This window comes from Acidiferrobacteraceae bacterium (genome assembly GCA_037388825.1).
Taxonomy (GTDB): domain Bacteria; phylum Pseudomonadota; class Gammaproteobacteria; order Acidiferrobacterales; family JAJDNE01; genus JARRJV01.
In genome coordinates this window covers 21,117-35,889 of record JARRJV010000007.1, presented here as the reverse complement: position 1 = coordinate 35,889, position 14,773 = coordinate 21,117, and the positions used below count along the sequence as shown (strand labels likewise).

Annotated in this window: 15 protein-coding genes; 5 read left to right on the top strand and 10 right to left on the bottom strand. The window is 62.3% G+C overall.

Features of this window, described 5'->3' with window-relative positions:
- Positions 1-128: 128 nt before the first annotated feature.
- On the top strand, positions 129-443 hold the full coding sequence (locus P8X48_02315; GenBank protein MEJ2106148.1) for a PhnD/SsuA/transferrin family substrate-binding protein: 315 nt from the start codon (positions 129-131) through the stop codon (positions 441-443).
- Here the strand turns inward: P8X48_02315 and xth are convergent, their stop codons facing one another.
- The 4 genes from xth to P8X48_02295 all read right to left on the bottom strand — a co-directional run bounded on the left by xth (position 444) and on the right by P8X48_02295 (position 4,459).
- Entirely contained in the window at positions 444-1,214 is a 771-nt protein-coding gene (gene xth / locus P8X48_02310; GenBank protein MEJ2106147.1) for an exodeoxyribonuclease III, read from the bottom strand. It lies immediately after the preceding gene.
- A 66-nt stretch (positions 1,215-1,280) separates the two neighbouring features.
- Positions 1,281-1,862, bottom strand: coding sequence for a glutaredoxin family protein (locus P8X48_02305; GenBank protein ID MEJ2106146.1), 582 nt, complete (start codon positions 1,860-1,862; stop codon positions 1,281-1,283).
- 2 nt (positions 1,863-1,864) lie between these two features.
- The gene (locus tag P8X48_02300; GenBank protein ID MEJ2106145.1) at positions 1,865-2,383 is read right to left on the bottom strand and encodes a TIGR04211 family SH3 domain-containing protein; all 519 of its coding nucleotides are present in this window, start codon (positions 2,381-2,383) and stop codon (positions 1,865-1,867) included.
- 18 nt (positions 2,384-2,401) lie between these two features.
- On the bottom strand, positions 2,402-4,459 hold the full coding sequence (locus P8X48_02295) for a M3 family metallopeptidase (protein ID MEJ2106144.1): 2,058 nt from the start codon (positions 4,457-4,459) through the stop codon (positions 2,402-2,404).
- A gap of 77 nt (positions 4,460-4,536) precedes the next feature.
- On the opposite strand from P8X48_02295, the gene P8X48_02290 reads away from it, so the two are divergent.
- The 4 genes from P8X48_02290 to lepB are packed head-to-tail and all read left to right on the top strand — an operon-like array spanning position 4,537 to position 8,173.
- Positions 4,537-5,544, top strand: a complete 1,008-nt coding sequence (locus P8X48_02290; GenBank protein ID MEJ2106143.1) for a serine/threonine protein kinase — start codon at positions 4,537-4,539, stop codon at positions 5,542-5,544.
- 42 nt (positions 5,545-5,586) lie between these two features.
- Positions 5,587-6,939: a glutathione-disulfide reductase gene (gorA, locus tag P8X48_02285; GenBank protein MEJ2106142.1), complete on the top strand. Its 1,353-nt coding sequence runs from the start codon at positions 5,587-5,589 to the stop codon at positions 6,937-6,939.
- A gap of 2 nt (positions 6,940-6,941) precedes the next feature.
- A complete protein-coding gene (locus tag P8X48_02280; GenBank protein MEJ2106141.1) occupies positions 6,942-7,475 on the top strand; it encodes a gamma carbonic anhydrase family protein in 534 nt (177 codons plus the stop codon).
- Complete coding sequence (lepB, locus tag P8X48_02275; protein ID MEJ2106140.1) at positions 7,472-8,173, top strand: signal peptidase I; 702 nt, start codon at positions 7,472-7,474, stop codon at positions 8,171-8,173. The genes P8X48_02280 and lepB overlap by 4 nt, the downstream gene beginning before the upstream one ends.
- Positions 8,174-8,222: 49 nt before the next feature.
- Here the strand turns inward: lepB and P8X48_02270 are convergent, their stop codons facing one another.
- The 6 genes from P8X48_02270 to P8X48_02245 all read right to left on the bottom strand — a co-directional run bounded on the left by P8X48_02270 (position 8,223) and on the right by P8X48_02245 (position 14,757).
- Positions 8,223-9,356 (bottom strand): hypothetical protein, encoded by a 1,134-nt coding sequence (locus P8X48_02270; protein ID MEJ2106139.1) that lies wholly within the window; start codon positions 9,354-9,356, stop codon positions 8,223-8,225.
- A 90-nt stretch (positions 9,357-9,446) separates the two neighbouring features.
- Positions 9,447-11,657 carry a serine/threonine protein kinase gene (locus P8X48_02265; GenBank protein ID MEJ2106138.1) on the bottom strand — a complete coding sequence of 737 codons (2,211 nt, stop codon included), beginning with the start codon at positions 11,655-11,657 and terminating at the stop codon, positions 9,447-9,449.
- Between the two features lie 173 nt (positions 11,658-11,830).
- Positions 11,831-12,661, bottom strand: coding sequence for a shikimate dehydrogenase (gene aroE / locus P8X48_02260; GenBank protein ID MEJ2106137.1), 831 nt, complete (start codon positions 12,659-12,661; stop codon positions 11,831-11,833).
- 16 nt (positions 12,662-12,677) lie between these two features.
- Positions 12,678-13,307, bottom strand: coding sequence for a glutathione S-transferase N-terminal domain-containing protein (locus P8X48_02255; protein MEJ2106136.1), 630 nt, complete (start codon positions 13,305-13,307; stop codon positions 12,678-12,680).
- Positions 13,307-14,173: a 4-hydroxybenzoate octaprenyltransferase gene (ubiA, locus tag P8X48_02250; GenBank protein ID MEJ2106135.1), complete on the bottom strand. Its 867-nt coding sequence runs from the start codon at positions 14,171-14,173 to the stop codon at positions 13,307-13,309. Before ubiA ends, P8X48_02255 begins: the two co-directional genes overlap by 1 nt.
- Entirely contained in the window at positions 14,170-14,757 is a 588-nt protein-coding gene (locus tag P8X48_02245) for a chorismate lyase (GenBank protein ID MEJ2106134.1), read from the bottom strand. Before P8X48_02245 ends, ubiA begins: the two co-directional genes overlap by 4 nt.
- Between the last annotated feature and the right edge of the window lie 16 nt (positions 14,758-14,773).

Here is a 14,773-nt window from a genome sequence, read left to right as displayed (position 1 = left end):
CAAGTGATAAATCATTTATTAGTGTCTACCATTTAAAGCAAAAAATTGAACTTTTCATATGAAATTCAAATAGTTGTCAAATTTTGGCCCAGGAACATCCGATATATTGAGTATTTACCTCCAGGGTGATGGACGGCGGTTGTATGGCTGGCGTCATGAGGGACAAGATGTTCTTCAAGCTGCAAAAGGCCCATAAGAAGGCCGGGCGAGTGATCTGGACCAGCCGCGGGCTGACGAACCAGGGCTTCTCCGCGAGCAAGCGAATCCCCGCAGCGGTCCGCAAGAAGATCGTCGATGCGCTGCTGGCGCCGGAGGCGAAACTGCCCCTGGAACGCTTCTTCAATCGCTTCAGCAAGAAGAACAAGCGGCTGATCCCGGCACAGACCCGGGACTATGCCGGTCTGGGTAGCTATTTGCGGGACGTATACGGATTCACGCAGTAGTCAGGAGTCATGAAACTCGGCGACCACGGGCGCATGATCCGATGGTCGTTCGAGGGCCCGCGGCGCCTTGTCCACGTAACACGCCGAACACCGTTTCGCCATGTCCGCGCTGGCCAGGACCAGATCGATGCGCAGGCCATTGTTCCGTCGGAAGCCGGCGGCACGATAATCCCACCATGAGAAACTGGCGGCTTCCTGCTCGAACTTGCGAAACACATCGTCCAGACCCAGCGTCATGATGTCGCGCAGGGCCGCGCGCTCCGGCTCGCTGCACAGCACCGCACCCTTCCAGGCCACGGGGTCGTACACATCCCGGTCCTCGGGAGCGATGTTGAAATCTCCCACGATCACCAGCCGGGGATAGCGCCTCATTTCCTCGGCCAGGAATTCCTCCAGCCCCGCGAGCCAGCCAAGCTTGTAGGCAAACTTTTCCGAACCGACTTCGGAACCGTTGGGGACATAGACATTGACCACGCGCACCGAACCGAAACTGGCCGCGATCGTGCGTTTTTGCTCGGTGTCGACGTTCCCGAATTCCGTCAGCACATCGTCCGGCTTCTTGCGGCTGAGGATAGCCACGCCGTTATAGGTGCGCTGGCCACTAGCGACGGAATGGTAGCCGGCCTCCTGCAACTCGGCGGTGGGGAAGTTCTCGTCCTGGACCTTGGTCTCCTGCAGACACAACACGTCGGGGCGATTTTCCTCGAGCCAGTCGAGGACGTGCTGGAGGCGCACGCGCAGCGAATTGACGTTCCAGCTGACGATCTTCATTCAGGGATATTGCCTGTTGACCCGGCTGGTGCACCAGGCCCGGCGCCATCGATGGCGCCGGATTGCCTATTGTTCTCCGCCAGATTCCTCTGCGGTACCTGCGCCTTCCTCGCCCGTAATCTGATCGGCGTTCGCCTCTCCCTCCTCGCCTCCGGCCGGCGCGACCGCGGGCGCATTCTTGCCCACGGGGTAGCCGACTGCCGCCAGCTCCTGCTCCAGGACGGACTCAAGGTACCCGTTCAACACCTTGTCGCCGATGGTGATGGTCGGGACGCTGAGGGAACCGGCGACCTTCTTCAATTCGTCCCTGGCCTTCGGGTCCTTGTTTACATCCCTGGAGGTGAACGGAATGTGGTGCTTGTTGAGGTAACTGCGCGCGAGATCGCAGCCTGCGCAGGCGGCCACTACATACAAGGTCACTGGATGATCGCGCGCGATCTCGTCCATCTTCGCGGAGTCACTCTCGAAGCCTTCGCCCCCACTGATGTTGGTGGTCTCCACCTGCGCGCCTTCGGTGGCGCTGGGTGGGCGGGTCGTGTAGGTCACGTTGCCGTTTTCGTCGGTGATCTTGTACATCCGCGCCGCGCCGGCGGGCAGAACCGTGCATAGACCGGCAAACAGCAGAAGCGTTGTTGCGAATCGTTTCATGGTCAGATCCTCAGATACATCCCGCCCAGTTTTTTCCGGTTGACCTCGCGCAGCCAGATCACGCCGGCGACAAACCCGACTACAAGCATAGCAAACGCGACCAACAGCCAGACGATCGTGCTTTTCGTCTCCGGAGACATCGCCGTAGCCTGTGCCTGTTTCACCTGCTGCACCTCGGCTTCCGCCGCCTTGCGCGCGGATTCGGCCTTGACCAGCTGGGCCTGCATCTCGTCGAGTTTCAGGGCAAGCCCGTCCAACTTCACCCGAGCCGGCGGTTCGGAGGTGAGATACCGATCCGCGATCCAGCCCTGGTCGCCCGATGGGTCTTTTACCTGCACGAAGCCATTGTCCCGACCCAGGACCTGCAGGGCAGTGCCGGTCCGTTCCGTTTTGATCGGCGGTCCGTCGTTGTTCTGGGCCGGACGCAGACTGACGTACAGCTGATCGGTGATGTACACGGTTTCCGCGTGCGCCACACCGGCCAACAGGGCCAGGACCAACACCATGAAACTCCGCTTCATTTCGTCCTCCGGTCCGGTTCAGGCGGCGAGTCCGGCGTGCCGCAAAAGCGCATCGATACGCGGTTCCCTGCCACGGAATTCGATGAAAAGCTCCATTGCGTCCCGCGAACCGCCCTGCTCCAGCACGGCCTGCAAAAACTCCAGGCCCGTGCGACGATCAAAGATACCGTTTTCCTCAAAGCGGCTGAAGGCGTCGGCTGACAGCACCTCGGCCCACTTGTAACTGTAGTAGCCCGCGGCGTATCCGCCAGAAAAGATATGCATGAAACCGTTCTGGAACCGGCTGAAGGCCGGCGCGGGAACCACCGCCACCTGCGCCCGCACGCGGTCGTACAGGTCCTGTACCGTGTCCATGCCCGCGGGATCGAATTCACTGTGGAGCCGCATGTCGAACAGCGCGAACTCCAGTTGCCGTACCATCTGCATGGCGGCGTGAAAATTTCGTGAGGCGCGCATGCGCCCGAACAACTCGTCGGGAATGGGTTCACCGGTATCCACGTGGCGCCCGATCAGATCCAGCGCCTCCCGCTCCCAACACCAGTTCTCCATGAACTGGCTGGGCAGTTCGACCGCGTCCCAGGCGACGCCATTGATGCCCGACACGCTCACGTAGTCCACGCGGGTGAGCAGGTGGTGCAGGCCATGGCCGAATTCGTGAAACAGGGTCGTGACCTCGTCGTGGGCCAGGAGCGCCGGGCGCCCGGGGGGCGGGGCCGAAAAGTTGCATACGAGAAAGGCGACCGGCAGCTGGACACCCTGTCCGAGCCGCTTGCGCGCAATGCAGTCATCCATCCAGGCCCCGCTACGCTTGTTCGTGCGCGCATACAGATCGAGGTAGAAGCGACCGCGAAGCTTGCCATCTTCGTCTTCGATTTCATGAACCTGCACATCCGGGTGCCAGGTCTCGGCGTCCTCCACCGGGCGCACGCGCATGCCGTACAGTCGGTCGAGGATGGCAAACAGACCATCGAGGACCTGCGGCACGGGAAAGTACGAACGCAGCGCCTCACGAGAGATCGCGAACTTCTGTTCGCGCAGCTTTTCCGAGTAGTAGGCCACGTCCCAGGCCTGCAAGGCATCAATGCCATCGCGCTCGCGGGCAAAAGCCTGGAGCGTATCGAATTCTGTCTGTGCCGCCGGCTTCGAACGCTGTGCCAGGTCCTCGAGAAACTCCAGCACCTCTTCCACGTTACGCGCCATCTTGCTGGCAAGGGAATACTCGCCAAAGTTCGCGTAGCCCAACAGGTCCGCGGTTTCGTGGCGCAAGGTCAACATGCGCGCGATCAACGGTCCGTTGTCCCACTGGCCAGCCGTGGGTCCCTGGTCGCTGGCGCGGCAGACGTAAGCCTCGTACATCCGTCGGCGAAGATCGCGCCGATCCGCGTAGGTTACAAAGGCCTGGTACGAGGGCCCGTCCAGGGTGAAGCGCCAACCCTCGATACCAACGGACCCGGCCGCACGACGCGCGTCTTCCAGCGCCGAATCCGGCAAACCGGCCACCTCTTCCTCCAACTGCAGGCGCAGGTCCCAGGCACCGGTGGCATCGAGCACATGGTTCTGGAACTCGCTGCCCAAGGTGGCAAGTTCCTGCTGCACCTGCTTGAACCGTTGCTTGGCGTCCGGTTCCAGGTCCGCGCCGGCGAGCCGAAAATCGCGCAGCGTGTTGTCGATGATCTTTTTCTGTGCCGTCTCCAGGCGCTCGTACTCGGGACCGTCGGCGATGGCGCGGTAGGCCTCGTAGATACGCTCGTCCTGGGCCAGGTCGGTAGCGTATTCGCTTAAGCGGAGAAGGCCCGCCTGGTACACCTGGCGCAGTTCCTCGCTGTTGCACACCGAGTTGAGATGCGAAACCGGGGACCATACCCGATGCACGCGCTCGTTCATGTCCTCCAGCGGCTGCACGAAACGGTCCCAGGTCCAGGGCGGTCCGGCGTCCAGCAGACGCTCGCGCAAGGCACCGGCCTCGGCCAGCACCGCGTCCAGGGCGGGAGTCACGTGTTCCGGCCGGATGGCGCTGAAACGCGGCGGCCCGGAAAGGTCCAGCAGCGGGTTTTCCCTTGAATCGGTAGCAGCCATAGGTTCGTCCATCTTCGTCTGTCACAATACCGCTGCAAGACTAAACGCCCTCGAACCCGAACCACAAGAGACGCGCCGTGAGCCAGACTACCCATCCCTACGATGCCTTGTTGCCGGAGGTGATCCTGGACGCGGTAGAACAGCAGGGATTCCGCTGTACCGGGGAACTGCTGGCCCTGAACAGCTACGAGAACCGTGTCTACCGTATCGGGGTGGAAGACGGGCCGCCACTGGCGGCCAAGTTCTACCGCCCCGGGCGCTGGAGCGATGAGCAGATCCTGGAAGAACACGGATTTGCTGCCGAATTGCGCGAGCACGAAATCCCGGCGGTGGCGCCTCTGGTGGATGAGAAAAACCAGACTCTGCATCGCCACGCGGGTTTCCGCTACACCTTGTTCCCCTGGCAACCCGGACGGGTGGCGGAGCTCAATACGGACGAGCATTACCGCGTACTCGGGCGCTACCTGGGGCGCCTGCACGCCCTCGGCCGGGCCCGCCCCTTCCGCCACCGGCCGCGGCTTACGGTCGAGTCCTTCGGCAGCGAACCCGTACGCTACCTGATGGGACACGAAGCGATCCCGCCCCACCTGGTCGAGGCCTACCGGTCATTGGGCGAGCAGTTGCTGTCCCTCGTCACGCAACGCTATGAAGAGGCCGGTTCCGTACAGGACATCCGGCTGCACGGGGACTGCCACCTGAGCAACCTGCTGTGGACCGACAGCGGGCCCCACATCGTCGACTTCGACGACTGCCGTACGGGTCCCGCAGTGCAGGACCTGTGGATGCTGCTTTCCGGCGAGCGCGAGGAACAGGAACGCCAGCTCGGCATCCTGCTCGAAGGTTATACCGCTTTCTGCAATTTTGACGTACGTGAACTGCAACTGGTCGAATCCCTGCGCACCCTGCGTCTGTTGCACTACAGCGCCTGGCTGGCGCAACGCTGGTCCGACCCCGCTTTCCCCATCGCCTTTCCCTGGTTCGGCAGCGACCGGTACTGGGAGGAACAGGTCCTGACCCTGCGCGAGCAGCAGGCGCTGCTGCTGGAGCCACCATTGCAGTGGCAGGGCGGCGGCGGACAGTTCTGATACACTGACGCGCTCGAGTCGAAATAGAGAACGACAAAGACCATGTCGCGACACTATGATTTCCTCGTCATTGGCGGCGGCAGCGGCGGCATTGCCGCGGCCCGTCGGGCCGCGTCCTACGGCGCCAAGGTGGCATTGGTGGAGAAGGGTGTCCTGGGTGGCACCTGTGTGAACGTGGGCTGCATACCGAAGAAGGTCATGTGGAACGCGGCCGGGGTCGCCGACACGCTCGAGCTTGCGGCCGACTACGGCTTCGACATCGAACGCAAATCCTTCGACTGGTCACAACTGAAACAGGCGCGCGATGCCTACGTCACACGCCTCAACGGGATCTACAAGCGGAACCTGGAGATCTCGGGTGTGGACTTCATCCACGGCTTCGCACAGTTCCATAGCCACAACAGCGTCATCGTCAACGGCGAAACCATCAGCGGTGAGCATGTAATGATTGCGGTCGGTGGCCGACCCATGGTCCCCCCTCTTCCGGGTGCCGAGCTCGGCATCACCAGCGACGGCTTTTTCGAACTCGAACAGCAACCAAAACATGTCGCCATCATCGGTTCGGGCTATATCGCCGTGGAGTTCGCCGGCCTGCTCAACGCCCTGGGTTCGCGTGTCACGCTGTTGCTTCGCGGCGAGACCTTCCTGCGCAGTTTCGACGCCGCCCTGCGCGAAACCCTGATGGAGGAAATGCAGTTCGCCGGGGTCAACGTCCTGACCTGCATCGAACTGGAGGCACTGGAACCGGGCAAGGACGGCGGCATCAATCTCGCCAGCGGCAGCGGCGAAGACCTGACGGGTTTCGACAGCGTCATCTGGTGCATCGGGCGCGAACCGAACCTGGGCAGTCTCGGTCTGGAAAACGCCGGCGTGCAGACGGACGACAACGACTACATCATCACCGATGAGTACCAGAACACAAACATCCACAACGTATACGCGGTCGGCGACATCACCGGCAGGGTCGCGCTAACGCCGGTGGCCATCGCCGCCGGGCGCCGGCTGGCTGACCGCCTGTTCGACAACCAGGTGCAGGCAAAGCTGGACTACGAGAACATCCCCAGCGTCGTGTTCAGCCACCCGCCGATCGGCACCGTGGGCCTGAGCGAGGACGAGGCGCGGGCGCAATACGGGGAAGACGGTATCAATGTCTATCAATCGCGCTTCAGCAACACGCTGTACTCACTCGGCGAACGCCGGCCGGCGACCGTGGTCAAACTGGTGACCGCGGGAAGCCAGGAGAAGATTGTCGGTTGTCATGTCATTGGCTACGCCGCCGATGAAATCATCCAGGGCTTCGCCGTTGCGGTGAAAATGGGTGCGCTCAAGAAGGATTTCGACAACACCGTTGCCATCCACCCGACGGCGGCGGAAGAACTGGTGACCCTGAGGTAGGCATGGCGGTTCGTCCCTATCGCAAGCAGATGCCGGAACTCGGTGACGGGGTATACGTTGCCCCCGAGGCCGCGGTCATCGGGGACGTCGTCATCGGCGAACACAGTTCCGTCTGGCCCGGGGCCGTGGTACGTGGCGACGTGAATTCCATCCGCATCGGCAAGCGTTCGAACATCCAGGACGGCACCGTGGTACATGTCACCCACGGTTACAAGGAAGTGCCGGACGGCTGGGCCGTGCACATCGGCGACGAGGTCACCGTCGGCCACAACGTAACCGTCCATGGCTGCACCATCGAGGATCGCTGCCTGATCGGTATTGGCTCCACCATTCTGGACGGGGCCATCCTGCGACCCCATGTATTCCTCGGGGCCGGCAGCCTGGTCACCGAGGGCAAGGAACTGGAGAGCGGCTATCTCTATCTGGGCGCGCCGGCGAAGAGAGTCCGGCCCCTTAACGATGCCGAGATGCGTTGGTTCGAATACTCGGCACAACACTATTGCGATCTGAAAGACGAATATCTCGAGGAAGGATGAAAATAAATGATGAAATGCGGGCCCGGATAATCCCCTGGCTCAAATGGCTGCGCGACATCGCCGTGCTGGCTGTCGTGATCTTTGGCGCCCGTTCCGCCATCGCGGACTGGAACAATGTGCCCACCGGCTCCATGAAGCCCACCATCCTGGAGGGCGATATCATCTTCGTGAACCGGCTGGCCTACGACCTCAAGGTCCCATTCACCAGTATCCACCTGGCGACCTGGGGCGCGCCCAAGCGCGGGCAGATCGTAATTATCAGTTCTTCGCTCACCGGCGAGCGCCTGGTGAAACGCGTGGTCGGCGTTCCCGGCGATACCGTGGCCATGCGCAACAATGTCCTTTTCATCAACGACAAGGCGCTCAGCTACAAGCCGCTGGATCCCCGGTACGCGGCGGCCCTCAGCGAACGGGCGCGCGCCAGCCACCGTTTCGAAACCGAGAAGCTGGGTGCATCAAATCACCCGGTGATGGTGATGCGGGGCGGGTCGACCGAGAGCAACTTCCCGCCGATCCAGGTCCCGGCCGGCAAGTACCTGGGACTGGGGGACAACCGCGACAACAGCGCCGACTCGCGCTACTTCGGCCTGGTGGATCGCAAGCTCATCATGGGTCATGCCACCGCGGTCATCGTGTCGTGGAATCCGAACAACCACTACCTGCCCCGCAGCGGTCGCTTCTTCAAGAAACTTCCCTGATCCCCGGCCTCAGGGACGGCAGGGTATCCGCTCTGGAGCGGAAAGCGGATCAAGCATGTCCTGATGTTTCGCGCTGAGCGTTCGCGGCCTGTACGAGTGCGTCTTCGTATACACCCATCACGCGCACTCCCTGCAGCCATTCGATAGCGTCGGCGGCTTCGGTATTCCGGTCATGCCCCAGGGTGTCGATGAGCCACAACACCTTGGGCATATTGTCGTCGTCGCGATCGCGCGAATCCTGGTGTGGGCGAATGACGGGTGCAATGATGCGGATCAGGTGCGCGAGCTCCATGGGAGGCAAACGGACGAAGCCCCGTTGCAACATGGGATAGGCGAAGTCCAGCAGACGCATCACCTTCTCCCGCGTGCGGCCAATAATATCCAGCAGATCCTTACCGTATTTCTGGGGTTCCATCAGGAACGCGGCCGCCAGCCAGTATACGCGCCGGCGTACCCGGGTGACCGGCTCGCTGCGCAAATGGTCTTCTACCACTTCCAGGAGTTCGTAATGGTCCGCGCAACACATGGCCGCGTGCAGCAGGTCCTTCAATACGGCATCGGTGCACCGGTTCCACTCGCGCAACAACGGAACCACAGTCTCCGCCAGCACCCGGTTGAGATCGGCTTCCTTGAGCACCTGCTCGAAACCCGGGAGAAAATCCTGGTCACCGCGCACCAGTTCCAGCCAGAAGTCCCGCAGCGCCGGCGCCGCCACCGGCTGGTGTTCATGCACCAGACGTGATACCCACGGGGCATCGTGCTCCGATGCATTCGCATAATGCAGACACAGGATCGCGGCCAGGGTATCGGCAGGGAGTTGTAACAGTTCATCGGGCGACGCGGCGGCGATCATATTGGCACCAGCCAGTACCACATAGGATTCCGGAAGCTCTTCGCGGCGGATTCGCGCGGCACCGATTTCAGCGGGTGTGGGCAGCCCACCGCGACGCACCGTTGCGGCCATGCCCTGCAGCGCCGCCTGCGCCAGTTCCGGTCCGGCGATCTCCTGCACGCGCCGCTCGGGGGAAAGGGTTCGGTCGATGGCCAGAAACAGGCCGAGATAGGCCTTGGCGAAGGGGTCCAGCGCCGTCAACAGCTCCCCGGCGCGGACTTCATCCAGTCGCCCGGACCAGCGCGCATCATTTTCCGCGCGGGTCGTTTCCAGTGACGGTTTTTCTTTCACGCTATTTCCCCGTGACCGGTGCACACGAAAACACGGTCCGGGCGTTTTTGCAAACCGGGATAATATGTGGCGATTTGGGCGGGGCCAGGCTCAGTTCCAGATCCGGATCTTTCCGTCCGCACCGCCGGAGGCGACAAGCTTGTCGTCGGGAGAGATCGCCAGCGCACTGACCTGCTTGTCGCCCGCGGGCCACTCCTTGGCCAACTTCGCCTTGTCAATATTCCAGAGCTGGATGGTCTTGGTGTCGCCGCCGGTCAGGACCCAGCGCCGATCGTGACTGAAGGCGATGGTATCCACATCGGCCGGCAGATCGCTCAGCAACTTGTCATGGGGATCGGCATCGGAGTCGTACAGTTTCAGGAAACCGTCGGGCCCGCTGGTGGCCAGCCATGCACCGTCGGTGGAATACTGCAGACCGTCGACCTTGTTCCCGGCCTTGCGGGCCGTGATCTCCGAGAGTTCGGCGCCATTGCCCACGGACCAGATCGTAACCTTGCCATCGTCATTGGCGGTGGCGAACAAGCGACCATTGGGCGAGAACGAAACCGCGGTAATGTCGTGCGGCTTCTCATCGTCTTTCTGGTCGATGCGATAGACCAGCTTGTGATCGGCCAGGGTCCACACGGAGATCGACTTCTTGCCCTCAATCACCGCGAGACGGGTACCATCGGGCGTAAAACCCATCGCGCTCGGTGTATCGGCGAACCCGTCCAGCGTGGGACCCGGTTCGCCTGCGATTGCATCCCACAACATAACCTTGTCGCCCTGGCTGCGTGCGAGCCAGTGACCGTCGGCACTGGCGGCAATTCCAATCGTTCCGGCATCGCGATTGCGGAACCGTTTCAGGGTCTTTCCGCTAACGGTGTCCCAGATCCGGACATCGCCGCGGTTATCCAGCGCGGCCAGGGTATTGGTGCCGAGGAACGCAAGGGACTCGATCGCGCCCTGATGGCCACCCAGGACCTTGACGACATTTCGATCCGTCGCGAAGGGTAGTTTCTTCTTTTTCGCAACCATTGGCGCGGGAGCCGCGCTCGCCGTTTGCACGGCTTGTCTCTGGGGCAACAGGTGGATGCGCCATTTGTCGTACAGCATCTTGTCCAGCTGGACGACTTTCGCCTTTGAGGCGCGCATGGTTTCGTCACGAAGATAGGAGACCCGGTTAAACACATCATCCTGCGACATCACACCGAACCGGACCATCAGCTGCAAGGCAAACACGGCCACGGCCACCGACAGGACGCTGGTGAAGAACAGGCTCTCAAGCCGTCCGCGCGTGCGACGCCTGCGCCGCGGCTGAATGTCCAGATGGTGCTGCGGGATTGCCTCGTAGTTCAGGTTGCCGGAAGGCCGTACGACCTTGCGGGACCCCTCCTCCGTGATCCGCTGACCCATGAGACCTTTCTGCAGCTGCGCCGCGCTGTGGGGACGATCGTCCGGATTCAGTTCCAGCGCCAGATCGATGCACTCGCGAATGTGGTGCGAAAACAGCGGGCGCTCGAATTCCGTTGCCGAGATGTAGGGATCGACCCGGTTGGTCTGTTTCGCCTTGTAGCGCGCCAGGGAATCCACCGGCGCTTTTCCGGTAACGCAGCGGTACAGTGTCGCGCCGATGGAATAGATGTCGCTCCAGGGGCCAGTGTCGCCCAGCCCCGGATACTGTTCGATGGCGGAGTAGGCCGGTGTGAGCGCCACCTTGTCGGTTCGGGTGGTACCCGACTTCACCTGACGCACAGACCCGAAATCAATCAGCATGGGCTGGCCGTCACGGCGCAGATAGATGTTGTCCGGCTTGATGTCCAGATGCAGCAGACCGGCATCGTGTACTGCCTGCAGTCCGCTCAGCACGGGCAGGAATATCTGCATCAGCTTCGCTTCGTTCAGGAACCCGCCGCTGCGCTTGAGCGTCTCGGCCAGACTCTCCCCCTGCTCATACTCCATGACCATGTAGGCCGTTCCATTGGCCTCGAGGACACGAAGGACGCGAACGATGTGGTTGTGCTTGAACCGCGCGAGAGCACGCGCCTCCTTGAGAAACTCCTGCAGGCCCCAGCGGTAGTCGTCGACGCCGCCGGTTGAGGCTTCGGTGATCGGGGTAATCGTGAAACTGGCATCGCGCGCTGCCAGGGCACGGGGGAAGTATTCCTTGATCGCGACCCACGCATTCAGCTTGGTGTCGCGCGCGAGATAGGTAATACCAAAGCCGCCGTGCCCGAGGACACGGTCGATGACATAGTCATCCAGCCGATAGGCCGCGGGAAGGGCGCTACCAGCGCTGGCTTGTTGGGTTACTGCACTCATGCAACGGGGTCCCCCGGTCCGTTGTGAGCCTGGAGAGGTTTCTTGTTGGTCATCCTGATGACCTTCTTCTCCGGCCGACATACCCAAATATAGTCGATGCTCCGGGATTCTCCCGGAATCCGGGGACTCCAGATATGCGGCAGATTACCGGCGACGAGCGGCGGATTGGGGCCTTAGTGGCCCTGCAGTTCGCGGATGACCGGCCCGGTGTCCGGGCGTTGACCGTGCCAAAGCAGGAAGGATTCCGCGGCCTGCTCGACAAGCATACCCAGGCCGTCGGCGAGTCGAGCTGCACCACGCTCCTCGGCCCAGTCCAGAAACGGGGTGGATCCGTCTGCGTACATCAGGTCGTAGGCCAGAGCCCCCGGTGCAAACAGCCCGTCCGGCAGCTCCGGAACAGCGCCGGCAAGACTGGCGGCAGTGCCGTTGATAACCAGATCGAAGCTTCGTCCGGCCAGGGCGTCAAGGGCGGAAGGCTGGACCGGTCCCACGGCGGCGAACACCCCTGCAAGCTCCTCCGCCCGCGCGACGGTGCGATTGGCCAGAACCAGTTCCCGCGGCGCCTGTTCCAGCAGCGGACCGAGGATGCCCCGCACCGCGCCCCCGGCGCCAACCACCAGCAGACGGCGATCATACAGCCGGGTATCCAGATTAACCGTGAGGTCCCGGACCAGACCGATCCCGTCGGTGTTGTCACCGAGGATGGTCCCGTCGGCATCGAACTGCAGGGTATTCACCGCACCGGCCAGTTCCGCGCGGCCGGTGCGGCGGTCGGCCAGCTCCCAGGCCTCGCGCTTGAAGGGAACCGTGACATTGCAGCCGTTCCCGCCTTTATCACGGAAGCGCCGGACTGCCCCGGCGAAATCGTCCAGCGGCGCCTCAATGGCGAGGTACTCCAGTTCAATTCCAAACTGCTTCGCGAACAGGGAGTGGATGCGCGGTGATTTGGAATGGGAAACCGGGTTTCCGAATACGGCGTAACGAAGTGGGTCTGGGCCTGTCATGTGCCGCCGAACAAACTCAGTGTGCCGAGTCCGGAACGCGTCCCATACCTGGCGGTTCGGTCTCCGGGAAAGCCGGTCGCGTACTGATGCCGGCGAGCCAGTAGGCGAGACGGGGCGTACGGGAACGCCAGTCATGGGGATAGCGGAAGTCGATGTATTGCAGCGCCACGCCCAGCGCGAGATCGGCCATGGAAAACTTCCCACCGACGAGGTAGCTGTTCTCGTCAATCCGCTTCTCGATATGGAACAGGGCGTTGACGATCTTTTGCTCCTGTTTCTCCATAGCCTCCAGGGATTGCTGCATCGGCTGGCGTCGCGTCTCCATCAGCCGGGCGACCACGGCATCGAGGATACCGTCGGCAAGTGCATGCAACCTCTGCACCTGCCAGCGGGCCTCACCGTCGAGGGGAATCAGTGGCTCGCCCTGCAATCGGTCCAGATACTCCACGATCACCGGGGAATCGAACAGGGCCATGCCGTCATCGAGTTCCAGTACCGGTACCTTGCCCAGGGGATTGAGTTCGGCGAAGCGCGCCCCGACATCCCCCGGCGCTTCCCTGATCCACTCGCACGGCAATCCTTTCTCCTTGATCAGGATTCGTGCCTTGCGTACGTAGGGAGAAGTTTCAGATCCGTATAGTTTCATCATCCTCGCACCAGGTAGTCGACAACCAGTCCGGCGTAGACCGCTGCGCCGAGCCAGTTATTATGCAGGAAAGCCCGGAAGCACGCCTTCGGTTCCCGTTCCGCGATCAGTCGCTGCTCCTGGATTGCCAGGCCCGCGGCGACGGCGAGGCCTATATAGTATGGTAGGCCACGACCGGCCAGGGCCCCCACCCAGGCCAGCAACCCCAGGGTGGTGAGATGAAACACGCCCACCATCAGGCGATCGCCCGAGCCGAAAAGAATGGCGGTGGATTTCACGCCGATCTTGAGATCGTCATCGCGGTCGACCATGGCATAGATGGTGTCGTAGGCCACGGACCAGGCGATGTTCGCCGCGAACAGGATCCAGGCCACCATGGGCACGGCGCCGGTCTGTGCGGCAAAGGCCATGGGAATGGCCCAACCAAAGGCGGCCCCAAGATAGAACTGCGGCAGATGGGTATAGCGCTTCATGAACGGATAGCTTGCCGCCAGAAACGCACCGACGAATGAAAGACCGATCGTCAAGCGGTTCAGTTGCAGTACCAGCACAAAAGCGATCAGGCACAGGACGACAAACAGAACCAGGGCCTCGCGCGTGCTGACCGCGCCCGTAGCCAGGGGTCGGTCCCGGGTGCGCGCCACGTGGGGATCAAAGCCGCGATCCGCGTAGTCGTTGATCACGCAGCCGGCGGAGCGCATGAGCACCACGCCGGCAACGAAGATAGCCAGGATCAGCCAGGCGGGCTGGCCGTGGCCGGCGATCCACAGGGCCCACAGGGCCGGCCACAAAAGCAGGAAGATCCCGATGGGCCGATGCAGGCGCATCAGGCGCGCATAGTCCCCCAGTCGCCCGGTCCAGCTCAAAAGCGCTTTCCCCGGATCTCCGGCAAAAAGATTTCGCTCACCAGTAGGGGTTTGCCCGAGAGGGTGAAGACCGATCGGCGGCCCCACAGGCAGTCCGCCTTGGCGTGATCCAGATCCACCAGACGGGCGAACAAGGCGTCGCGCTTGCTCAGACGAACCAGTTCCAGCTCGCTGCGACGCATGGCGGGATCGGCGAACAGGGTGGCACCGAGCGACCGCGATCCGAGCTTCGCCAGGCGCTGCGCCCGGCCCCTCAGCGTGGAACGGGGAATGACCGTACGCGCATAAACCAGGGGGACGTCATTGCACAGAAGCTCCACCTGGCGCACCAGGGCGTGGCCACCGGCCTGCATGCCGAGACGCAGACATTCGTTGCGCATGGGCCGGGTCCAGCGTTGCGACAATACACGGACACTGAACTGACCGCTGCAGATCGAGATGACGCGCTGGGTGAGGGACGCGGTGTCCAGCAACCAGGGCCGAAGGTCCGCCGGCAACTGGCCCTGACGAATCCGCCCCCGGGGCTTCCAGACGGGATCGGGATGATAGCGGAACGGACCTGCTGCGGGGGGTAGTGCTGTCATGGGCGTATTATCCAAA

What these genes read in the sequence shown, in the direction of transcription:
- lepB (MEJ2106140.1), top strand. Translation starts at nt 7,472, where the DNA reads ATGAAAATAAATGATGAAATGCGGGCCCGGATAATCCCCTGGCTCAAA.
- P8X48_02245 (MEJ2106134.1), bottom strand. Translation starts at nt 14,757, where the DNA reads ATGACAGCACTACCCCCCGCAGCAGGTCCGTTCCGCTATCATCCCGAT.
- P8X48_02315 (MEJ2106148.1), top strand. Translation starts at nt 129, where the DNA reads ATGGACGGCGGTTGTATGGCTGGCGTCATGAGGGACAAGATGTTCTTC.
- P8X48_02265 (MEJ2106138.1), bottom strand. Translation starts at nt 11,657, where the DNA reads ATGAGTGCAGTAACCCAACAAGCCAGCGCTGGTAGCGCCCTTCCCGCG.
- P8X48_02305 (MEJ2106146.1), bottom strand. Translation starts at nt 1,862, where the DNA reads ATGAAACGATTCGCAACAACGCTTCTGCTGTTTGCCGGTCTATGCACG.
- P8X48_02295 (MEJ2106144.1), bottom strand. Translation starts at nt 4,459, where the DNA reads ATGGCTGCTACCGATTCAAGGGAAAACCCGCTGCTGGACCTTTCCGGG.
- P8X48_02300 (MEJ2106145.1), bottom strand. Translation starts at nt 2,383, where the DNA reads ATGAAGCGGAGTTTCATGGTGTTGGTCCTGGCCCTGTTGGCCGGTGTG.
- xth (MEJ2106147.1), bottom strand. Translation starts at nt 1,214, where the DNA reads ATGAAGATCGTCAGCTGGAACGTCAATTCGCTGCGCGTGCGCCTCCAG.
- P8X48_02280 (MEJ2106141.1), top strand. Translation starts at nt 6,942, where the DNA reads ATGGCGGTTCGTCCCTATCGCAAGCAGATGCCGGAACTCGGTGACGGG.
- aroE (MEJ2106137.1), bottom strand. Translation starts at nt 12,661, where the DNA reads ATGACAGGCCCAGACCCACTTCGTTACGCCGTATTCGGAAACCCGGTT.
- gorA (MEJ2106142.1), top strand. Translation starts at nt 5,587, where the DNA reads ATGTCGCGACACTATGATTTCCTCGTCATTGGCGGCGGCAGCGGCGGC.
- P8X48_02255 (MEJ2106136.1), bottom strand. Translation starts at nt 13,307, where the DNA reads ATGAAACTATACGGATCTGAAACTTCTCCCTACGTACGCAAGGCACGA.